This window comes from Hyalangium sp. (genome assembly GCF_045802625.1).
GTDB lineage: Bacteria > Myxococcota > Myxococcia > Myxococcales > Myxococcaceae > Hyalangium.
Window position 1 is genome coordinate 1 of the sequence record NZ_JBJMQP010000018.1, and the last position, 21382, is coordinate 21382.

The 21382-nt window shown below is 69.7% G+C and carries 16 protein-coding genes and 1 pseudogene; 6 read left to right on the forward strand and 11 right to left on the reverse strand.

Translation table 11 applies throughout. The annotated features are described in order from the left end of the window. Positions 1-252: pseudogene (locus ACJ8AT_RS03185) on the forward strand (SAM-dependent methyltransferase); the annotation flags it as partial. Positions 253-254: 2 nt separating this feature from the next. On the opposite strand, the gene ACJ8AT_RS03190 reads toward ACJ8AT_RS03185, so the two are convergent. From ACJ8AT_RS03190 to ACJ8AT_RS03200, 3 genes are all read right to left on the reverse strand, one after another. Then, entirely contained in the window at positions 255-1055 is an 801-nt protein-coding gene (locus ACJ8AT_RS03190) for an SdiA-regulated domain-containing protein (RefSeq protein ID WP_407736043.1), read from the reverse strand. Positions 1056-1153: 98 nt separating this feature from the next. After that, positions 1154-1837, reverse strand: coding sequence for a leucyl/phenylalanyl-tRNA--protein transferase (gene aat / locus ACJ8AT_RS03195; protein WP_407736044.1), 684 nt, complete (start codon positions 1835-1837; stop codon positions 1154-1156). 19 nt (positions 1838-1856) lie between these two features. After that, positions 1857-2693, reverse strand: a complete 837-nt coding sequence (locus tag ACJ8AT_RS03200) for an LEA type 2 family protein (protein WP_407736045.1) — start codon at positions 2691-2693, stop codon at positions 1857-1859. A 66-nt stretch (positions 2694-2759) separates the two neighbouring features. Here ACJ8AT_RS03200 and ACJ8AT_RS03205 point away from each other — a divergent pair, with 66 nt between their 5' ends. After that, positions 2760-3398 carry a putative metallopeptidase gene (locus tag ACJ8AT_RS03205; protein WP_407736046.1) on the forward strand — a complete coding sequence of 213 codons (639 nt, stop codon included), beginning with the start codon at positions 2760-2762 and terminating at the stop codon, positions 3396-3398. A gap of 229 nt (positions 3399-3627) precedes the next feature. Further along, positions 3628-5790, forward strand: coding sequence for a PhnD/SsuA/transferrin family substrate-binding protein (locus ACJ8AT_RS03210; RefSeq protein WP_407736047.1), 2163 nt, complete (start codon positions 3628-3630; stop codon positions 5788-5790). 36 nt (positions 5791-5826) lie between these two features. On the opposite strand, the gene ACJ8AT_RS03215 is transcribed toward ACJ8AT_RS03210, so the two are convergent. Continuing rightward, positions 5827-6960: a radical SAM protein gene (locus ACJ8AT_RS03215; RefSeq protein WP_407736048.1), complete on the reverse strand. Its 1134-nt coding sequence runs from the start codon at positions 6958-6960 to the stop codon at positions 5827-5829. 324 nt (positions 6961-7284) lie between these two features. Here ACJ8AT_RS03215 and ACJ8AT_RS03220 point away from each other — a divergent pair, with 324 nt between their 5' ends. Beyond that, positions 7285-8415, forward strand: a complete 1131-nt coding sequence (locus ACJ8AT_RS03220; protein ID WP_407736049.1) for a sensor histidine kinase — start codon at positions 7285-7287, stop codon at positions 8413-8415. Positions 8416-8434: 19 nt separating this feature from the next. Further along, positions 8435-10780 (forward strand): ATP-binding protein, encoded by a 2346-nt coding sequence (locus ACJ8AT_RS03225; RefSeq protein WP_407736050.1) that lies wholly within the window; start codon positions 8435-8437, stop codon positions 10778-10780. A 1-nt stretch (position 10781) separates the two neighbouring features. Here the strand turns inward: ACJ8AT_RS03225 and ACJ8AT_RS03230 are convergent, their stop codons facing one another. Beyond that, positions 10782-11687, reverse strand: a complete 906-nt coding sequence (locus ACJ8AT_RS03230; protein WP_407736051.1) for a fatty acid desaturase family protein — start codon at positions 11685-11687, stop codon at positions 10782-10784. 200 nt (positions 11688-11887) lie between these two features. Here ACJ8AT_RS03230 and ACJ8AT_RS03235 point away from each other — a divergent pair, with 200 nt between their 5' ends. Further along, positions 11888-12736 carry an EamA family transporter gene (locus tag ACJ8AT_RS03235; RefSeq protein WP_407736052.1) on the forward strand — a complete coding sequence of 283 codons (849 nt, stop codon included), beginning with the start codon at positions 11888-11890 and terminating at the stop codon, positions 12734-12736. A 1-nt stretch (position 12737) separates the two neighbouring features. Here the strand turns inward: ACJ8AT_RS03235 and ACJ8AT_RS03240 are convergent, their stop codons facing one another. The 6 genes from ACJ8AT_RS03240 to ACJ8AT_RS03265 are packed head-to-tail and all read right to left on the reverse strand — an operon-like array spanning position 12738 to position 21339. Then, on the reverse strand, positions 12738-14651 hold the full coding sequence (locus ACJ8AT_RS03240; RefSeq protein ID WP_407736053.1) for a tetratricopeptide repeat protein: 1914 nt from the start codon (positions 14649-14651) through the stop codon (positions 12738-12740). Beyond that, positions 14651-15286, reverse strand: coding sequence for a hypothetical protein (locus tag ACJ8AT_RS03245; RefSeq protein WP_407736054.1), 636 nt, complete (start codon positions 15284-15286; stop codon positions 14651-14653). The genes ACJ8AT_RS03240 and ACJ8AT_RS03245 overlap by 1 nt, the downstream gene beginning before the upstream one ends. Then, entirely contained in the window at positions 15283-15765 is a 483-nt protein-coding gene (locus ACJ8AT_RS03250; RefSeq protein ID WP_407736055.1) for a hypothetical protein, read from the reverse strand. Before ACJ8AT_RS03250 ends, ACJ8AT_RS03245 begins: the two co-directional genes overlap by 4 nt. Further along, positions 15762-19037, reverse strand: coding sequence for a tetratricopeptide repeat protein (locus tag ACJ8AT_RS03255; RefSeq protein ID WP_407736056.1), 3276 nt, complete (start codon positions 19035-19037; stop codon positions 15762-15764). The genes ACJ8AT_RS03250 and ACJ8AT_RS03255 overlap by 4 nt, the downstream gene beginning before the upstream one ends. After that, positions 19034-20707 carry a hypothetical protein gene (locus ACJ8AT_RS03260; protein ID WP_407736057.1) on the reverse strand — a complete coding sequence of 558 codons (1674 nt, stop codon included), beginning with the start codon at positions 20705-20707 and terminating at the stop codon, positions 19034-19036. Before ACJ8AT_RS03260 ends, ACJ8AT_RS03255 begins: the two co-directional genes overlap by 4 nt. Continuing rightward, positions 20704-21339 (reverse strand): outer membrane beta-barrel domain-containing protein, encoded by a 636-nt coding sequence (locus ACJ8AT_RS03265; RefSeq protein ID WP_407736058.1) that lies wholly within the window; start codon positions 21337-21339, stop codon positions 20704-20706. Before ACJ8AT_RS03265 ends, ACJ8AT_RS03260 begins: the two co-directional genes overlap by 4 nt. Between the last annotated feature and the right edge of the window lie 43 nt (positions 21340-21382).

Below are 21382 nucleotides of genomic sequence, written 5' to 3' on the forward strand. Positions count from 1 at the left end.
GCGAACCTCGAGCTGCGGCGGCAGGACTTCTTGCGCGCCTCCTTCTCGGGCGCGTCCGTCGTGGTCTGCTACCTGTTTCCCGGAGCCATGGCGCGGCTGGCGCCCAAGCTGCTCGCGGAGCTGCCACCCGGGGCGCGCGTCCTCAGCCACACCTTCGCGCTTCGAGGCTGGAAGCCCGAGCGGTCGCTCGTGGTCGATGACCTGTACCGCACTCCGATCTACCTCTACACGGTGCCGGCGCAGGCCCGCTGAGCTCACGGATCGACGCGAAGCACGCCGCCCGCATCATCGGCGATGAAGGCCCCCCCGAATCCATCGAGCGCCAGTCCCTCCGCCCTCTCTCCAGGAACGGAGGTCTTGCTCACCAGCTGTCCGTCCCGGGTCAGCTCGTAGACGGAGCCCTGGCCCTTGCCGCCGCTGGACTCGGTGATCAGGAAGTGGCCCGACGCCCGGTCATAGGTGACGTCCGAGGCCTGGTGCTGGACGACGTCCGACAGCTCGAGCACGTCCACCGCCTTGGCCTTGCCGTTCTTCTTGTCGAGCGGCACATCGAGCTTCACCAGCCGGGGCGGTTGCTGATTCACGCAGTAGAACGCGTTCTGCTCGGGCACGTAGCACAGCCCCTCCGCGCTCTTGTTGTGCGCGTTGCCGATGATCCGCTCGCCGTGGCGCTTCGTGTCCACCTCGTACTCCGCCTTCACCTTCAGCGAGTCGGGATCCAGCTCGTAGATGATGGGCGTCTTCTTCTCCTCGAGGGCGAAGAGCCGGCCGTTGGGCCCCACGGTGACGCCCTCGAAGTTGTGGCCATCGACGTTCGCCCGGCGCAGCACCTTGCCTTCGCGGGTGAGCTCCGCCACGTCTCCTTGATCTCCCACCACGAAGAGCGTGCCTCGGCCCGCATGGAAGGCGATGCCGCTGGGCTCCTTCACCACCTTGGAGTCCGCGGGCAGCACCTGCGTCACCTTCGCCGCCGGACCGAAGGGCAGCTGTGCTCGCTCTTGCCGGGGAATGCTGGCTCGCGAATGGGCGGGAGGGAGTCCGGGGGGGAACGGCATGGGGCCTCCAGGGGAGGATGCGCGGCTTGCCACCCCAGTGTCATAACCGGATGGCGGCTGGGTCAAGGGAGCCTGCCTGCTCTCGTGACAGGCCTCGCTCAGGTCCACGGCCCGCGGCGGGTGGGCTCCCTCAGCGCCCGCGCCAGCGCGGTGAGGAAGCGGCGGCGCGGCCAGTGCTCGGCGCCGAAGCGGGCCAGGTGCTCGGTCTCCACCTGGCAGTCCACGAAGTGGAAGCCCCACTCGCGGAAGCGCTCCACGGCCGTGGCGAAGGCCACCTTCGAGGCGTCCGGCCCGTGCGCGAACATGCTCTCGCCGAAGAAGGCCGCGCCCAGCGACACGCCGTACAGGCCGCCCTTCAGCTCGCCTCCGCCCCAGGCCTCGATGGAGTGCGCGAAGCCCAGCCGGTGCAGCGTGGTATACGCCTCGCGCATCTCATCGGTGATCCACGTGCCGTTCTGGCCGGGCCGGGGCGCCTCCGAGCACGCGGCGATGACGTCCGCGAACGCCGTGTCCCAGCGCACCTCGTAGGTGCCCGCCTTGATCGTCTTGCGCAGGCTGCGGCCCACGTGGAGCTTCTCCGGCTCCAGCACGAAGCGCGGATCCGGCGAATGCCACAGCAGGGGAGTGCCCTCGGCGGGCCAGGGGAAGATGCCGCGCGAGTACGCGGACAGCAGGCGCTCGGGGCTCAGGTCCCCGCCCACCGCCAGCACGCCGCTGCGGTCCGCCTTCTCGGGCGGGGGGAAGGCCTCCGGATCTTCAGGATCGAGCAGGTAGATGGGCACGGCCGAAGCCTACCGGGGGCTACTTGGACACGTTGAGCCGCACGTTCCCTTCCAGCAGGTACGGCACCTTCAACAGCGGGCCCGTCAGCTCGCCCTGGAGCGTGTAGGCGATGACGCCCTTGGAGATGAGCTTGTTCACGTCCGTGCCCCAGGTGGCCGGCGACACCGAGGCCTCCAGCGGATACACCCCCGTGGCCGAGGCCGCCACGGTGTCGGCCTTGGCCAGCGTGCCCTCGCCCAGCGACTTGCCGGCCACCAGCAAGGTGTAGTTGAGCTGATCCACGCGCAGCGGGAAGGGGTTGGGGTTCTTCACGCCCACCTGGAAGGTGAGGTTCACCTCCGTGGCCGAGTAGCGCGCCGCATCCAGGCTCTGCACCACCACCTCGGGGAGCCGGGGCCCGCGCACGGAGCGGGACGCGGCGAAGGGCAGCGTCTCCACGTCCTGTCCCGAGCGCACCGTCAGTGTGCCTCTCAGCGCCAGCAGCATCGTCCCGCCCTTCTCGCTCAGCGCCTTCAAGTCCTCCGGGCCGCGCACGTAAGGGGCGCGCTCCTCGAAGGAGAAGGCGGCGGGCTGGTTGGGCGTGAGCGGGACGTTGAGCGCGGCCGTCCCCGTCTTCACCACCTGGCCCTCGGAGACGAGCTCCCAGTCCGCCTTCTCCAGCACGCCCGGCACGGAGCTCACCACCTGGCCGGCGTAGTGGACCGTGGCGTCCGTCAGCCCCTGGGTGGGCACGGAGGCCTCCTGCAGGGTGAGCACGGGAGGGCTGACGGGCCTGGCCGGCGCCGAGGCGCACCCGAGCCAGAGGGCGCTCAGCAGGGCAGGAAGAAAAGTCTTGGACAGGGCAGAGGGCTTCACAGGCCAACATTGTGCGGCCCTCGCGGGCTGCCCCCAAGAGGATTTCCGCTAGACTGTCCACCACTCGTGGCCCCACGCCGCCCCAACTTCAACAAGGCGCTCCGCGCCCTCATCCGAGACATCTCCACCCGTATGCCGGAGTTCGGCCACGTGAAGGCCAGCCGCATCCTCGTGATCGCCGGAGAGGCGCGCCGGGCCTCGCGCGGCACCGTCAAGCCCCTGTGCTTCCGGGGTGGAAAGAGCGTGGATCGCTCGGGCCGGCGCAAGCCCATCGTCCGCATCCGCGGCCGGCGGATGCTCTACTGCATCACCCTGCGCCCGCTCTTCTTCCGAGGCTCCACCGCCAAGGCGCGCATCGAGACGGTGATCCACGAGCTGTATCACTGCTCGCGCCGCTTCGATGGGACGCTGCACTCCGGCCGGCGGCACGACGTGCTGGGCAAGGACTTCGCCCGCCGCCTGCGGCCGCTGGTGCGCCGCTACCTCAAGGAGTGTCCTCGCGAGCTGAAGTCCACCTTCGCCCACCGCGGCGAGGTGCGGGTGCTCCAGTGGCTGGAGCGCCCCGGCCCCTCCTACGTGCCGGGCCACTCGCGGGTGCGCAGGGTATACACGGAGGATCAGCTCTTCTACGGCATCACCCGCATGGTGACGCCCAAACCGCGGGCGGCGCGCGAGGCGGGCTCGCGCCCTCCCAAGATGCACTGAGCCATGACAGACAGAGGGAGACCCAGGGGCTTGCTTTCCGCGGCGGGCCCGCCGAGCAGGCCCCCCATCAGGCCAGGAGATCATTTCAGACTTTTTTGGAGTCCGAGCGATTACGTTCCAGGTGAAGCCGGTGGAATCGGGGAGCCGAGATCATCGTGTATTCGCTGCGGGGCGTGGGGCATGTTCCGATAGGGCCAGCCGTCGGGAGCCACAGGGGCAGGAGAACGGTTTGTCATCGCTGAGTGCGCCCATTCGATTCCTCATCTACCCCGCCCTGGGCGAGGTGAGGCAGCACGTCAGGATCGAGTTCTTCGGCAGGCTGCTGTCCGAGCGCGCGGGACGGCCCATCGTGGTGGAGGTGGCGCCCACCTACGAGAGGGTGGCGGAAGATCTGGCGACGGGCCGGGTGGACATGGCGTGGGCCACCGCCGAGCAGTGCAACGCCTTCGAGCCCCAAGCTCGCGCCGTGCTGCGCGCGGTGAGGGCCGGGCGCTGGTCCTACCACGCCGCGCTCATCTGCCGGGCCCAGGCCCCGCTCACCCTCGAGACGCTCCAGGGCCAGCGCGCGGCCTGGGTGGCTCCGCTCTCCACCGGAGGCTACCTGCTGGCCAGGAATCACCTGCAGGCGCGGGGGCTGGCCACGGATCAGCTCTTCTCCGAGCAGCGCTTCCTGGGCAGCTACCGCAACGCGCTGCTCGCGGTGCTCCTGGGAGAGGCGGACGTCACCTCCGTCTTCACCACCCACCCGGACGAAGTCACGGTGCGCGCGGGCCTGGCCCAGCGGCTCGGCGCCTCCGAGCACCTGCTGACGCCCTTCGCCTTCACCGAGCCCACCCTCGCGGATGGGATCATCCTCACCCGCCGGTTGGCCGAGGGAGATGCCGCCGCCATGGTGACGGCCCTCACCTCGCTCACCCAGGAGGGCATGGGGCTGGAGCCGCTGCTCGGGCTGTTCGAGATCGACGGCTTCACGCTCGTGTCCGACGCTCAGGCCCAGCCTCCCTCGGCCCCGCCGGCCCGGCGCGCGGAGTACCTGGCGGCGGAGCTTGGGCCTGATGACCGGTGCGTGCGCGTCTGCGTCTCCGGCGAGCCCTTCGGTCAGGATGTCCAGGGCAAGGAAGGCCACACGCTGACGCAGGTGCTGCCCGCCGAGGCCGCCGTTCCGCTGGAGGCGCTCGTGCGCGCGGCGCGGCACCATGGCATTGGCGGCCGGGCCGAGTACCGCCTGGAGGTGAGCGGGCAGACACGGCTCTATGCCGCCGAGGCCACGCCGCAGCCCTCGGCCCCGGGCGAGCCTGCCCCGGGCACCTCCCTGCTCGTGCGGGACATCACCGAGCAGAGCACCCTGGAGACGGAGCTGTACCGGCTGGCCTCCTTCCCGCTGCTCCATCCCGAGCCGATGCTGGAGCTGGGGCTGGATGGCACCCTGCGCTACGCCAACCCGGCCGCGCACACCGCGTTCCCGGATCTCATGGTGCTGAGCTCCCGGCACCCGCTCGTGGGGGCGGCGCTGGCGTGGATCCAGCGCGGCGCGGCCGGGGGCACCCAGCCCGTGGTGGAGGTGGAGCGGCAGCACTGGGAGCTGGTGGTCTTCTCCATGGCGGAGGCCGGCGTCGTCCGCGTGTTCGCCAAGGACGTGACGACGCGCAAGCAGATGGAGACGCGCCTGCTCCACGCCGATCGCATGGCCGCCCTGGGCTCGCTGGCCGCGCGGGTGGGCCACGAGATGAACAACCCCCTGGCCTACCTCATGGCCAACCTCTCCTTCGCCCGCGAGGAGATCAACCGGCTGCGCAAGGCCCTGCGCACCGAGCAGAACCAGGAGACGCTGGAAGAGTTCGACGAGGTGATTGAAGCGCTGGGCGATTCCTGGGAGGGGGCGGATCGGCTGAGGGTGATCGTCCAGGATCTCCACCTGCTGGTGCGCGAGCCCCCGGCGCACCGGGCCTGGGTGGATGTGCAGCAGGTGCTGGAGGACAGCCTGAAGCTGGTCCGCAACGACTTGCGCCACCGCGCCCGCTTGGAGAAGGACTTCCAGGCCGTGCCGCTGGTGGAGGCGGACGAGGCGCGGCTGGGGCAGGTGTTCCTCAACCTGTTGCTCAACGCGGTGCAGGCCATGTCCGACAGGAACGCGGGGCGCAACGTGCTCCGGGTGGTCACCCGCACCAGTCCGGCCGGAGAAGTGGTGGTGGAGATCCAGGACACCGGCGAGGGGATGAAGCCCGAGGTGCTCGCGCGCCTGTTCGAGCCCTTCTTCACCACGCGCCCCAACAGCCTGGGCATGGGGCTGTCCGTCAGTCACGCCATCGTCACCAGCCTGGGCGGCTCCCTGCGCGTGGAGAGCGAGGTGGGGGTGGGCACCCGCGTCACCGTCATCCTCCCTCCGCAGTGAGGCGCCCGCCGCCCCGGTGCCCTCAGGCCGCCGGCGTCACGGCTCCTGGGAAGGCTCTGTCTCCAGCCGCCACGGCGCGGGCTTCCGCAGGCTGATGATCGGCGGGCGGACGGCTGGGGCGGAAGATGGGAAGTAGTCGGGCCGTCGAGCGATTCGGGCCCGGACCTCCTCGGAGCCGAAGTGGGAGTCGAGCCGGCGCGCTGCCTCCGCCCAGTCCTTCATCGTGCGCACGGGGGTGAGCGTCTCGATCACGAACGGATCGCTGTGCCGCTGGAGCGCGCGCTCCCAGAGCACCGAGGCGGGCTCCTCCAGCAGCCGCCCGACCGTTCCCTCATAGATGGCCATGCTGCGCACCGCCCCGTCCGCCTCGACGTGCATCAGGTAGTTGGCGGCCGTGCCGCTGGCGAAGTGCTCGGGGTGCATCTGCAGGGCCCGGCTGTCGGACAGCTGCAGCTGCACGGTGCCAGGCACGAGCGCGCTCAGGTGCTGCCGGCCCTCGTCGCTGGCCAGCCAGTGCGCCTGCTCGTCCGTGAGCAGCTCGTGCTCGACGAAGCCCGGCCGGGTGGCCAGCCCGGAGGGGATGGCCGCCTGGAACGTCAGGAACGACAGCTGCGGGAACCGGGGAGCCAGCTCCGTGCAGAACTCTTCCAACCGGGCGAAGTTGCTCCGCACCACCACGCAGTCGATTCCAAACTGGAACTGGGAGGCCGTGTCGCCTCGCTGGCGGGCCGCGGCCACGGCCCCGTCGAGCAGCGTCAGGGCCCGCAGGGCGCGCTTGAACGAGCCCGGCCTGCCGCGAATGGCATCATGGAGTCCCGCCGTGGCTCCATCCACGCTGACGTGGACCCAGGTGAAGAGCCGCAGCAGCTCCGGGAGCATGGCCTCCTCGAGCAGCCAGCCACTGGTGTACAGCGCCAGGGGGATCCCCGCCTGGGAGATCCGCTCCGCCACCTGGAACAGGCCCTTGACCAGCAGGGGCTCGCCCCCGCTGAGCTGGATGGACGCAGGCCGCAGAGAGATCAGCTCCTCCGTCACGCGGAGCATGTCCTTCAGGCTCAGCTGGCTGGCGGCGCGCCGCCCGGACTCCGAGTAGCAGTGGATGCAACGCAGTGGGCAGGCGTAGGTGACATCCCAGTTGATGGCATAAGGACTGCCAGTCGGAGTGGTCATGGAAATTCAGCTTAAATTCAATAATATATCATTTCAAATTATCCCGGCTGCTTCACGAGCGTCCAGGGTTACCAATTAAACATGTTTCGCCCGAAATAAATGTTTCACATGGTGCCCGGGATTCTGGCGGACCCCGTGGGGAGAGGGGAGGGCTCGCTCCGGAAGCGTTCACTATGCGTGAAAGTGGGAGGGGAGCCGAGCCCACGTTCCCCTCGGGCCGGTTGGATCGATCAGAGGGGGTCATGTTAAAAAGTCGTTAAAATGCCCGAGAAGGCTCCTTCCCCGTCGTCCGCGCAAAGCCCCACAAACTCACCACCGCGTCGGGTGCTCATCACCGATGACGACAACGCGAGCCGCAACACGGTGGCGGCCCTGCTGTCCCCCTTGGGGTACCTCGTCCGCTTCGCGGCCAACGGAGAGGAGGCCTTGGCGGCGGTGGAGCAGGAGACGCCGGATCTGGTGCTGCTCGATGTGATGATGCCGGGCATGAGCGGCTTCGAGGTGTGCCGCCGTGTGCGCGAGCGCCTGGGAGGGGACTATGTCCCCGTCATCCTCATCACCGCGCTGGATGGGCGCAGCGACATCGTCCGAGGCCTGGAGGCCGGCGCCGACGACTTCCTCCACAAGCCGGTCCATGGCGCCGAGCTGCGGGCGCGCGTGTCGAACCTGCTCAAGGTGCGCGACTACCACCGGCTGGTGGCCTCGGAGCGAGACAGGGCGCTGGCCACGGTGGACGAGCTGCGCCAGCAGGTGCTGCGCGCCGACCGCCTGGCCACGCTGGGCACCTTCGCCGCCGGCGTCAGCCACGAGCTGAACAACATCGCCCAGGTGCTGCGCGGCGCGCTCGAGGCGCCGACGACGACGCCCGAGGAGATGCTCAACGTCCGGGACATCCTCGTGCACGTGGGGGGGCACGTCACCGAGCTGGCGCGCACCATCCTCAACATCTCCCGGCCCAACAAGGAGAGCGGGGTCGGGGAGTTGGATCTCTCCCGGACGCTGGACGAGGTGCGCAACATGCTGCGCCTGACCGGGCGCACCCGGCATGCGCTGGTGGATCTGGTGGTCCCTCAGCAGGCCTGCCTCATCCGCGCCAACAAGGTGCACGCCCAGCAGGTGTTCCTCAACCTGCTCAGCAACGCCGCGGACGCGGTGGCGGATCGGCGCGAGCCGCGCATCGAGATTGGCGTGCGCGCCATGCCCGGCGATCGCGTCGAGGCGTGGGTGCAGGACAACGGGCCCGGCATGCCCCAGGAGGTGCTCGCTCGCATCTTCGAGCCCTTCTTCACGACCAAGCCCGTGGGCTCTGGGACGGGCTTGGGCCTGCCGGTGGTGAAGCAGCTCGTCGAGTCGTGGGGGGGCACCATCCAGGTCCAGAGCCAGCCTGGGAGTGGCACGCGGATGGTGTTGGACATCCCCGCGCTCACGCCCTCCACCCCTGGCGCCCCATCGTGAGTCTCTCGAGATCCCTGTCATGAGCACCTCTGCGCCCGTCGTGGCTGAACTTCCCCTATGGCTGCTCGCGGACACCGCGGGAGCCGTCCAGCACTGCTCGCCCGGTAGTGAGCGGCTGCTGGGCATGGCCCCTCGTGGCCGCGCGCTGGCGGAGCTCTTCGGCGAGCCGCTCGCCCAGCGGCTGTTGTCCTCCTCGGAGGGGACCTTCGAGTGGACGAGCCCGGCCCTGGAGGACGGCACTCAGCCCGCGACCTGGCGCCTGGTGCGCCACACGCTCGAGGGTGGGGGGCTGCTCATCCGCGGCGGAGAGCTGAAGACGTCCATGGAGGAGGTGCCCGCCGCCTGGGAGCGCCGCCTCAGCCGCAAGCTGATCCAGCCGCAGGGTGACATCGCCGAGCAGCAGCGCGCCTTCATGCTGGGCATCTTCGACGCGGATCCGAACCTGATCTTCGTCAAGGATCGCCGGGGCCGCTTCATCTTCGTGAACCAGGCGGTGGGCGAGCTGTTCCGCGCGCCTCCGGACGAGGTGGTGCTCAAGCAAAACGCCTCCATCCACACGGACGAGGGCGAGCTCAAGGTCTACGACGCGGTGGATCAGGCGGTGCTCACCACCCGGTCCGAGGTGCGCCTGGAGGAGAGCTTCACCAAGCCCGATGGCTCGGTGGGGTGGTTCGAGACGCGCAAGCGGCCGCTGCGCTCGCCGGACGGCCAGGACTTCGTGCTGGGCATCTCGGTGGACATCACCGAGCAGCGGCGCATGGCGCAGCTGCTCCACGAGATCAACCAGCGCCTGGAGCTGGCGGTGAGCGCCGGCCAGCTCGGCCTGTGGGACTGGAACGTCCCCACGGGCAACATGTACTTCTCGCCCGTGTGGAAGGCGCAGCTGGGCTACGAGGACAACGAGCTGGAGAACAGCCTGGACACCCTGGCGCGCCTCATTCACCCCGAGGACCGGCAGGTGACCCAGCAGACGGCGCTCCTGCACGTGAAGGATGCCTCGCACGGCGATCGCTACATGAACGAGTTCCGCATGCGGGCCAAGGATGGCTCGTGGCGGTGGATCGCCGGCTACGGCCTGGTGGTGCGCGACGAGAAGGGCCGGGGCGTGCGCGTCACCGGTTACCACGTGGACATCACCGCGCGGAAGGCGCGCGAGGCGGAGCAGGAGTTGCTGCGTGAGAACCTGCGCCGGACGAACGAGAACCTGCAGCGCCTGGCACGCATGAAGGACGAGTTCCTGGCCAACATGAGCCACGAGCTGCGCACCCCGCTCAACGCGGTGCTGGGCCAGGCGGAGGCGATCAGCGAGGGCATCTTCGGCCCCGTCACGGAGGAGCAGCGCTCCTCGCTGAAGACCATCGAGGAGAGCGGCCGGCACCTGCTGTCGCTGATCAACGACGTGCTCGACATCACCAAGAGCACCGTGGGGCGGCTGGAGCTGGAGCTGGCGCCGGTGCCGGTGGAGGAGGTGTGCCAGGAGAGCCTGCGCCTGGTGCGCGAGCAGGCCCGCCGCAAGGGCATCACGGTCTCCTACTCGAACAACGCCGAGGAGCCCACCGTGTGGGCGGACCGCCGGCGGCTGCGGCAGGTGCTGCTCAACCTGCTCACCAACGCGCAGAAGTTCACCCCGAACGGGGGCAGCATCGGCCTGGAGGTGGCGGCGCGGCCGGGCGGCGAGGTGGCCTTCTCGGTGTGGGACACGGGCCCGGGCATCGCCGAGGCGGACTGGCAGCGCATCTTCGAGCCCTTCGTGCAGCTGGATGCCGGGTTGGATCGCCGCCACGAGGGCTCCGGGCTGGGGCTGGCGCTGGTGCGCCGCATGGTGGATCTGCACCACGGCCGGGTGGAGCTGCAGAGCCAAGTGGGCAAGGGCAGCCGCTTCACGGCGGTGCTGTCAGTGGATCAGCCGAGTGTCGAGGAGCCGCGCAAGCCCCTGCTACCGAGCCCGCGGGCCAACCCCCCGTCTCCGGCCGCGGGGCTCGCCGCGTGCACGGTGTTGATCGCGGACGACAACGAGGCCAACACCCACCACCTGGAGGAGTACCTCAAGGCGCACGGCTTCAACGTCCTCATCTCACGCGATGGCGAAGAGGTGATGCGGCTGTGCCGCGAGGTGAGCCCCGCCGTGGTGCTGATGGACATCCAGATGCCGCGCCTCAACGGGCTGGACGTCATCCGCCAGCTGCGCTCCGAGTCCGCCACCTCGCACCTGTCCATGGTGGCGCTCACCGCGCTGGCCATGCCGGGAGATCGCGAGCGGTGCCTGGAGGCCGGCGCGGATGCCTACCTCAGCAAGCCGGTGCGGCTCACGGACGTGCTCGAGGTGGTGCGGGCGCTGACCGCGCGCTCGGGCGAGGCCATCTGAGTCAGGAGGGCGTGCCCGGGCTCTCCACGGTGGGAGTGGGCACGGGGGCGGGGCGCTCCCGGCCTCCCATCGCCCTGCGGAAGGCGGCGACACGGGCCGCCCACGCCGGATGGATGGGCGCCGGCTCGGTGTAGAGCGAGGCGCGGTGCTGCCCTTGCCGCACGAGCGCCTCGGTGAGAGCGGGCAGGGCGCGCCAGGGCAGCTGCGGCTTGAGGTGGTGCGCCTGGTGGTAGCCCGCGTTGAAGAAGTAGCGGTTGTAGAAGCGCGAGGTGGAGGTGACGGCCAGGGCCGTGCGGTCCGTGGAGTCCGAGCCCACGTGCGCCGCCAGGTTGAGGTAGTGGATGCACGCCTGGCCCACCAGCAGCATGGCCAGCAGCGAGAGCCCGAGCGACGGCTGCCACAGCAGCAGCGCCAGGAGCGTGCCGTCCACCACGGCGAAATCGAGGAGCAGCTCCAGCCGCTGGCTCCGCGTCTTGCAGCCGCTCCACACCAGCCCCACCGCCTCCCACGGCCAGAACCACGGCGTGAGGGCCCAGCGCACGCAGTAGTGGAGCGCGCCCTCGCCGGGCCGGGGCCGGCCCCAGTCTCCCAGCCCATCGTTGTACTTATGGTGGTTGAAGTGGTGGATGTAATAGCCGCGGTAGGCGAAGCCGCACGCCAGCCCGAGCGTCCGTGACACCACCCACTTGAGCGCCCGAGGCCGGGCGATCGGCACGTGCATGTGGTTGTGCAGCGCGGCGTAGTTCCAGAACATCACCGCCCAGCCGACACCCATTGCCGCGATGCGCACGCCCGGAGGCCAGGAGCTCCACCCCCACAGCACGGCGGAGAACCACGCACCCCAGAGCGCATGGACGGCGAGGTTCGGGACATCCAGTGTCGGGGCGTGAGATTCGGGCCGGGGCATAGTTTTCCGGTTTCTCCGAGAGTTCCGGATATAGAGTACACGAACGAGCCGCCCGGTTCTCGGAGAGAAATGACGAGGCGGCTGCTTTTTCCCGCCCTTTCGCCCACCACCCCTTGGAGCACGGTGTGTCTGCTGCGCGGAGCACGCAACCCCTCACGTTGGAAGAAAGGTAGAACCGGGCTCTCTTTCCTGGAGCCGTGGTGGAGCCTGTCGCCCTCGCGTTGGTGCTGCTGTCCGCATTCCTGCATGCGCTGTGGAACGCGCTGCTGAAGCGGCAGGAGGATCCCGAGGCGGGAGTGGTGAGCGTCATCACCGTGGCCGTCGTGCTGGGAGGGCTGTGGGCGCTGGGGCTGCGCGGCGAGGCCTTTCCCACCCGGAGCGGATGGGCGTGGGGGCTCTGCGCGGGGGCGTGGGAGGGCGTGTACCTGTTCTCGCTCGCGCGTTCACTGCGCTACGCACCCCTTGGACTCGCGTACACGGTGGCGCGCGGCGGAGCCCTGCTGCTGGTGTGGCCGGTGTCCGTGCTCTGGCTGGGCGAGGCCCTCACGCCGCTCACGGTGGCGGGCGCGGGGGTGCTGGGCGCGGGGCTGGTGGTGACGGGGTTGGTGCGCCCGCGGGGCTCGGCGGCGCGGGGCATTGCCTGGGCGGGGGTGAGCGCGGTGTGCATCGCCGGCTACCACGTGGCCTACAAGAAGGCGCTCGGGGCGGGGGCCCAGCCTCCGGCGCTCTTCGCGCTCGCGCTGAGCGTGGCGCTGCCCCTGCTGCTGCTCACGCGGATGCGAGGCGGGCGCCAGGGCGCGGTGCTTCAGCAGGTGCGACGCAGCCCGCTGCTGGTGCTGGCCACGGGGGGATTGTGCACGCTGTCGTTCGCGCTGCTGCTCACGGCGCTCGCGCACGTGGGCGCGGGAGCGGTGCTGACGCTGCGCAACACGTCCATCGCCTTCGCCCTGGGGCTCGCGGTGCTGCAGGGCGAGCGGCCCGGGCGCAGGCAGGTGTCTGGAGCGGTGCTGGTGATGGCCGGCGCCGTGCTGCTGGGCTGGCCCGCGTGACTCAGTGAGGCTTCGCCGAGGCCGCCGCGCCGCCGAGCCGCTTGAGCGCCGCCAGCGCGTCCTCGTGGTTCGGCTGGAGCTCCACGGCCTTGGCGTACTCCGCCTTGGCCTCGTCCAGGTGCTTGGTGGCCTCCAGCAGCTGACCGAGCGCGTTGTGCGGCTCGGCGAAGGTGGGATCCACTTGCGCGGCCGCCCGGAATGACTGCTCGGACTCCTTCGTCTTGCCCAGCCGGAACAGCGCCTGGCCCGTGTAGAGCAGCGCCAGCGAGTGCCGGGGCTCGATGGCCAGCACGTCTCCGAGCACCCGCACCGCCTTCTCCGCATCTCCCCCGCGCAGGTAGATCTGGCCCAGCTCCGCGCGCGCGTCGAGCTGCGAGGGATCTCTCTTCACCACCTGCTCCAGCAGCTCCAGCGCCTTGTCCGGCCGCTGCAGGCGCGAGTGCATGATGCCCAGCCGCGCCAGCGCCGCCATCTCCGGCTGCTCGCCCTCCTTGGGCTTCAGCAGCTGCTCCACCTCCGCGTAGCGGCCCATGGAGAGGTACAGGTCGGCCAGCGCCAGCTTCGCCGCGCGGTTGCCGGGCTCGTCCTTGAGGATGGCCTCGAGGATGGGCTGGGCCTTGGTGCCCACGCGCTTGCGCGCATACGCGTCCGCCAGCGAGAGCTGCGCCTCCGTCGTCGGCGAGAGCGCCACGCCCTGCTCGTACTGGGCGATGGCGCCATCCAGCTCTCCCTTGGCCTTGAGCGCGTCACCGTACGCGGCGCGGGCGCTCGCATCCTTGGGGAAGTCCTCGACCACCTTCTTCAGCGTGGCCACCGCGTCGTCCACCTTGCCCAGCGCCAGGTAGGCGCGCGCCAGGCCCTGGTACGCCTCGGTGGTCTTCTTGCCGTCGTCCGCGCTGACCTCGATGGCCTTCTTGAAGGCCTCCACCGCCCGGTCCTTCTTGCCCTGCTGCAGGTAGAGGTGGCCCAGCTGCGTGTACGGGCCGCTGGAGCGCCGCGGCTCCAGCTGGAGCGCCTTCTCGAAGGACTTCGTCGCCAGCACCTGCTCGCCGAGCCAGAAGTACGCCAGGCCCAGGTTGAAGTGCGCCTCGGCGTACTTCGGATCCGCGGCGATGGCCTTCTTGAAGGCCTCGGTCGCCTTCTGGTGCTGCCCCAGCGAGTCGTACACCACGCCCACGTTGTTGTGCGCCATGGCGTGCTTGGGGTTGAGCTCCAGGGCCTTCTGGTACTCGCCCATGGCCCCGGGCAGATCATTGTCCCGCATCATCAGCACGCCCATGTTGTAGTGGGCCTCGGCCTCGTTGGGGGCCACCTGGAGCGCCTCCTTGAGCGTCTCCTTGGCCTCGCCCATCAGCCCCTTCTCCGCCAGGGCCTTGGCCAGGTTCACCCGGGCGGCGGTGAGCTTCTCGTCCAGCTTCAGCGCGTCCTCGTACGAGCCGATGGCGTCATCCGTCCGGCCCGCGCGCTGGAGCGCCTCGCCCAGGTTGAACTGCAGCTCCGCGTCCTTGGGAGCCAGCTCCGCGGCCACCGAGTACTGGCTGATGGCCACGTCGTTCTCGTCCATCACCCGCGCCAGCAGGCCGCGCTCGGCGCGCAGGGTGGACTCCTCGGGGTACATGGCGATGGAGCCATCCAGCAGGGTCCTCGCCTCGTCCGTGTCTCCGGACAGCCGCAGCGCCCGGGCTAGCGCCACTCGCGCGGCGACGACTTCGGGCGCCTTCTCCAGCAGCTTCTTCAGCGGCGGCACGGCCTTCTTCGGCTGGCCCTGGTTCAGGAAGGCGACGCCCAGCTTGTAGAGCGCGTCCACGTCCGGAGCCAGCGCGGGGGCCTCGGCGGCCGGCGGCGTGGCGGGGGTGGCCGGCGCCGGAGCCTGCGCCGTGAGGAGCTGGAGGACGAGGACACCGGCTCGAGTCATCACAGGTTCTCCACGTAGGGGCTGGTTCGCGCGTCGAAGGTCTTCTTGGCCAGCGCCGCCTTCTTCGCCTCCCAGGCCTCGCGCGCTGTCTTCTCTTCGGAGGTGTTCGCGCCGAGCCCGGCCCGCTCCTCCTTCACCGCCGCTTCACACTCGGCCACCTGGGCCTCGAACCGCTTGGGGTCCAGCTCCTCGCTGCCCTGGACCTTGGCCTTGCGGGCGGCTGTCACTCGCGCCAGCTCGAACTTCGCGAAGGCGCAGCGCAGCGCGAGCTGCTCCACATCCAGCAGGGCCACGTTGAGGTGTTGCCGGGCGCGCAGGTACTCCACGCGCGCCACCGCCTCGTCGATGGTGAGCTGGGCCACCTCCTTGGAGACGGAGTCGTCGGCGCGATCCAGCTCGGACTCGGCGGCCTTGGCGCGCGAGCGGGCGCGGCGGATGTTGTCGCGGGCGCGGGTGATCTCGCTGCTGGCCTCGTCCACCTTGTCGATGGCCAGCGCCAGATCATTCTCCGCCTCGAGCAGCTCGATGCGCGTCTCGTAGGGGAGCTTCTTCACCATCTCGTCCGGCACGCGCATGCCATAGCGCGGGCCACACGCGGCGAGCAGGGAAAGGGTGAGCAGGAGGATGCGCTTCATGGAACGGTCGCCTCGAAACGGCCAAAGAGGGTGCGGCCGGAGTAGACGTCAGTGCCGTTGACGAACGTGACGTGGAAGCTCCCCGGCACTGTATCGCCGGAGGCGAGGGCTTTGTCGAAGGTGAGGCCGCCCCGGAGGATGCGCGGGAAGTCGCGGTGGGGCTCGTTCTGCACGGCGCGAGCCACCGAGCCGCGCTGCGGCGAGTCCTGCTCCGTGCCGAGCAGCTCGGAGAGATCCACCTCGGTGCCGGGGGTGAGCACGAGCTTGTCCAGCCGCGCCGTCACCTTGAGGATGGTGTTCTCGCCCTCGCCCTGGGGGGTGAGGAAGCTCACCGAGGCCTCGGCGGTGTCGGCGGTGGCCTCGGCCTTCTCGTAGTGCAGGTCCAACAGCGGCGCGACGCTGCCCTCCAGGTGCGGCCCTTCGCCGCAACCGGAGAGCAGGCCCGTGAGGATGAGGGCCGGGAGGATGCGCGGGCTCACTTGCACGCCTTCCACCCCGTGTCGATGTCCGCGCCGCTCAGCGAGCCCACGTCCTTGAGGACGGACAGCTCGCGCCTGGCGCCCTCGGTGTCTCCGAAGCGGCAGCGCAGGGCGGCGAGGTTCAGGCGGGCCTTGCCATACGTGGGGTCCGCCTCCAGGGCCTTGGCGTACGCGGCGCGGGCGCCCATGGCATCGCCCTGGTTGAGCAGGGCCCACCCCAGCGCGCTGTGCGCGGAGGCGCGCGTGTCCTGCAGCTCCGTCACGCGGCCGAAGGTGAGCTGCGCCAGGCCGAACTGCCGGCTCTCCAGGTACGCCATGCCGAGCGCCTCGAGCGCCTCGGCGCTGAGGGTGGCCTCGGCCTTCTTGCGCACCTCCTCCAGCGAGGCGCTCTTGGTGGGCGCGGCGGGCGCGGGCACCGGGAGCGCCGCCGTGTCGCTGTGCGTGCGGCAGCCCACCACCGCGGCGCTGAACACGTCGAGCTGATCGGCGCGGTTCAGACACGCCTTGAAGGCGTCCTCCGCGCGCTGCCGCAGCGGCGCCACCTGCTCCTTCACGGCCTGCTGGAAGGCCTTCACCTCGGCCGCGGAGGCGCCCGCCGGAGCCGGCGTCGCATCCACCACGTCCGCCAGGTGCGAGTACGCCATGCCCAGCTTCCACAGCGAGGCCACGGCCCACTCGGGGTAGCCGAGCGAGGCGGCCTGCGTGTAGATGCCCTCCATGCCCTGGAGCGCGGAGACCTTCTCCTCGACCTTGTCGGCCGGCAGGCCCTTGTAGCCGCGGTAGAGGATCTCTCCCAGGAACCACAGGCCCTTGGCGGCCTCCTCCGTCTGCCCGTTGGGGCCCTGCACCGCGGTGGTGAGGGTGGAGATGAGCTTGTCGGGCGGCTCGTTCGGAGCGGTGGTGGCCTGCACCTCGGCGATGACGGCGGCGGCGCCGGTGCTCGTCTTGTCCAGCGCCAGCGCGCTCTCGGCGGCGCGGCGGGCGGCGGCGTAGTCCTTCTGCTTGAGCTGGGCCTCGGCCAGCAGCACCAGCACCTCGCCCTTGCGAGCCCCGGCGCTCGCGGACGCCGTCTCCAGGCTGCGAGCGGCCTCCCTGTAGTCGCCCATGGCCATGCGCAGCCGGGCGGCGGACAGGTAGCCATCCAGGCCCGCGACGTCCCCGCCGAGCTTCTGGCCCACCTTGTCGAACCAGTCGGCCGCCTCGCCGAAGGAGCCCGCCTCCGCCGAGTAGCGGCCGAGCGTCAGCAGCACGTCCGACAGGTACTGGCTCTTGGGGTACTCCGTCAGGATCCGGTTGCCCAGGTCTCTGGCGGAGGTGAGGTCGCGCTTCTCGCGAGCGGCGGTGAAGGCGCCATAGAGGGCCTTCTCGCCGACCTCCGAGTTCTTGTTCTCCTCGGCCACCTTGATGAGGCCCTGGATGACGTCGCCGGTCTCCTCGGCGCTCTTGAGGGCCAACTCGTCCAGCGCCTCGGCCTTGCTCTGCGTGAGGATCTTCCGCACGTCCTCCTGGAACTTGGCGGGCAGCGCGGTGCCGAGGAACTTCTTGCCCGTGGCCTCCAGGCCCTTGAAGTCGTTGATCTGCCGCAAGCTGTCGAGCGCGAGGTTGCCGGCGACGGTGGCGTCCTTGTACTGCGGGTGGGCCAGGGCGAAGGTGGTGAAGAGCTCGGCGGCCTTCGCGTAGTCGCCGTCCTCGTAGTAGGCGCGGGCGATGTTGAACTGCACGTCCAACACGTTGGGGCTCTGCGGGAAGCGGGTGACGTAGTTGGAGCCCAGCACCTTGAGGGCCTGGCGCGCGTCCGCCACCTCGAAGGTGGTGCGCTTGGCGGCCTCCTCCGGCTTGACGGTGGAGAAGTGGCACAGCAGCGCGCCGTACATGGCCGCGTCGATGGCCTTCTCGTCCCGCGTCTTGGCCTTCTCCTCGTAGCGGGCCAGCTCCTCGAACTGGCGCGCGGCCTCGGGGAAGACGCCCGCCGAGAAGAGCGCGTCCGCGCGGTTCTTCATGATGGGCCGCACGTACTGCTCCGGGCGGAACAGGCTCAGGTATTCCTTGTAGGCCGCCGCGGCCGTCATATACATGGCCTTGTCGTCCTTCTTCTGCGCGGCCACGTGCAGCTGCGTGGACAAGTCTCGCGCCATCTCCTCCAGCTCGGCGAGCTGCTTCTTGCGTTCGGCCTCGAGCAGCTCCGGATCCGTCTTGCTCTGGATGGAGGCGCGCACCAGGAAGCGGATGTCCTGGGGCTCGGGCAGCACCTTGCCCTTGGCGGCCTTGAGCGCGTCATAGAGCTTCTGGCCGCGCTCCAGATCCAGCTCGGGATCGAACTGGATCTCCATCAGCTTGCGCAGCGCGGGGATGGCGTACTCGTACTGCTGCTTGATGAAGTAGCGGTTGCTCAGCTTGTCCAGCGCCAGGGCGAACGTGGCGCGGCTCTCGCTGAGCTTCTCGAAGTAGTTGAGCGCGCCCTTGGCCGGCTTCACCTCGGTGTAGCTGTAGACCAGATCCAGCAGGGCCTCGCGCTTGACGTTGAGCGCCTTCTTGGCGTCCACGCCCGGGAAGGTGTCGCTGGCGGCGGCGGCCTCGAAGAAGACCACGGCCTCGGCGTGCTTGGCCTGGTTCACCCGGATCCAGCCCATCTTGTAGCGGGCCAAGTCGTGTACCGGCGAGGGCGGCTGGGCGAGGATGGCCGTGTAGTGCTTCTCGGCCTCCACCAGGTCCGACTTGTCGAAGAAGTAGTCGCCGATGATCTGCTCGGACTCCAGGCGCAGGGGGCTGGTGGGGTACTTGCGGATGAGATCGCTCAGCGTCTTGAGCATCTCGTCGAAGGTGCCCAGCTCGCGCTGCTCGTGCGCCAGGTAGAACGTCACCTTGTCGCCGTCGTGGAAGTCCGGGTACTCGCGCAGCAGGCGGACGTAGAGCTGCACCGCCTTGTTCTTCATCAGCCGCGTCTCCGGAGAGACGAGCGCGCCCGAGGCCCCCTCCGGTCGCTGCTCGGCCTGGAGGTAGTACACGTAGCGGCTCTTCTCCACGTAGAGCTCGGCCAGCCGGAACTGCAAGTCCGGCAGGTACGGGGCGTTGCGGCTCTTGGAGATGAGCTTGTCCGTCTCGCCGATGGAGCGGTCCACCTTGAAGATGTCGCGCTTGAGCTTGGTGATGAGCTCGTCGCGCTCCTTCGCCTTGGAGACGATGGGGTTGAGGCTCCGGTCCAGGCGCTGTGGCCCCGCGGGGCTGGCGGCCAGAAGCGCCGCGGTGATGATCCCGGTCAACGGGCCGGTCATTGGTTTTCCTCGATGCAACGGCTCTCGATGCGAACCCGATAGGACTTCAACTCGTCGTTCCAGTACTCGCCATCGAACGGGAAGGCGACCTGCTCGGCCTTGAGCAGCTCCTCCTCGGGCGGGGTGGCCACCTTGGAGCCTTTCTTCACGCGCTCGTACAACTTGAGGCCCACCTCGTACTCCATGAGGCGGACCTGCTCGGAGGCCTGCAGCAGCGTGTCGGCCTCCTGGCGCACGGCCTCGGTGAGGCGCGACTGGTACACGCGCTCGGCCTCGCCCAGGGACAGGGCGTAGAGCTTGGTGAGGTGGGACTGGAGCCGGTCTCCGAAGCTGCCGGCGTAGCGGCCCAGGCGCTCGGACTCCAGCTCCAGCACTTCCTTGAAGCGCGCGGCGCGCCGGGTGGCGCCGTGGGCCTCGGCGGCGCGGCGCAGGCGCAGGTCCTGGGTCAAGTCATCCCGCTCGGCGATGGCCTCCAGCGAGTCGCCGAAGCGGCGCGTCAGCTCCTTGGCGGAGCGCTTGGCCGGGAGGTAGTGGCACAAGTCCCGGAAGATGAGGGCGCGCAGCAGGTACTTGTCCGGGAGGAACTCATCGCGGAACGAGGGCGCATCCAGCGTGGTGAGGATGCCCAGCGCGGCGCGCAGCTCGCCCAGCTTGTAGCGGGTCCACGCCTCCTCCAGGTAGAGCGTGGCGCGGCCCGGATCCAGCTCGGGCAGCTGCACCAGGTTGTAGGCCTCGAGCGCGCCCTTGAAGTCCTTGCGCTCGTAGCGCAGGCGGGCCACCGCGAGCGCCGCCTCGTTGCGCGACTCGTGGGTGAGCTTCTCGTCCTTGGAGAGCGTGAGGAAGTCGTTGATCAGCTCCTCCGAGGGCTCCTTCACCGTCTTCAGCCGGGTGACGAGCAGGGCGAACTTCGCGCGGCTGGCCTCGGCGCTGCCCTCGTCCAGCTTGGCGAAGTGGGTGTTGGCCCAGCGCTCGTTGCCGACGCGCAGGTCCACCAGGCCCTGCTGGTAGTGGGCGTAGGCGCCGGCCTCCTGCTCCAGGAAGCCCAGATCCAACGCGGCGAACACCTGCTCGTCGATCATCACGTCATCGTGCGGCTTGTCGGTGAGATCCTTGAGCAGCTCCAGGGCGCGGGGCAGCACGTTGGGGTTGGTGCGCTCGCGGGCAATGCGCGCCAGGTACGTGGCGCCCGCGTGGGTGAGCCCCAGATCAATCAGGCTGCGCGCCAGGAAGTACTGGCCCCAGGCATAGTTGTCGTCCGTCTTGGGCGTGGCGGACAGCCAGGCGAACAGCGGCCCGGCGGCGGCGCGAGGCTTGCCGTCGAAGTAGTCCGACAGCGCCTGATCGAAGATCTTCGGATCCACCTTCTCCGGAGCGGGCGGGGGAGCCGCCTCCTCCTTCTTGGGCGCGGCGGCCTTGGCATCCGCGGAGTCCGGAGCCGGGGTGCCAGGGCTGGCGGCGGGAGCAGCCGCCGGAGTGCCGGAGCTGGCAGCGGGTGCCGCCGTCGGCGTACCGGAGTTGGAGGGAGCAGGAGCGGGCGAGCCGGAGCTGGCGGCAGGAGCGCGAGCGGGTGCGCCAGAGGAGCGCGCACCGGCGGCCCGAGCAGACCCGGATCCAGGGAGGACGAGGAGCGCGGCGCTCGCGAGCGCGGCGAGCAGTGAGCGGGGCATCATTCCGTGGCGCCGAAGTTGAACGCTGTGGCGAGCTGGACGGTGGGGATGTTGATGATGCGGGAGGCGCCAGCCCAGACGACGTTGTTCGTCACATCCAGCCGGAAGGAGACGTGGGTGTTCCGGAAGACGCGCAGGCCGAGCCCCACGTTGGCGCCGGGCCGGAAGCCGCCGTCGCGGTTGAGCTTGAACACGGTGGCGCCGCCCAGCAGGAAGGCCTCGAAGTGGATCACCTTGCTGTTGAGGATGGAGGTCTTCCCGTAGAAGGGGCTCCACATCAGGTCCGAGCCCACCATCCACTGCACCTCATCCTCGAAGGCGGTGGAGGTGGGGGCCACGCCGAAGTCCCGCTCGAGCTGTTGGCGCAGGCTGGTCTTCACGTTGTAGCTGTAGGCGCCGCGGCCCACCTGCCACGCGAAGTGGTCGCTGAAGTGGTAGCTGTAGCTGACCCCGGCGATGTAGCCCTTGTAGAAGGCGTCCGCCGGCAGCACGCCGAGGCCGAGCGTCAGCTCGTGGTTCATCTGGTACAGGCGGTCCTGCACCGCGGAGGTGGTGCCGGGGTTCTCGAGGGCCTCGGCCTGCGCGAGCGCGAGGCCAGGAACCAGGGACAACAGAAGCAGCAGGGCGTATCGCACGATGGGGACTGTCCGGGCGTGAAGTCAGCCGGACGCGGGGGGG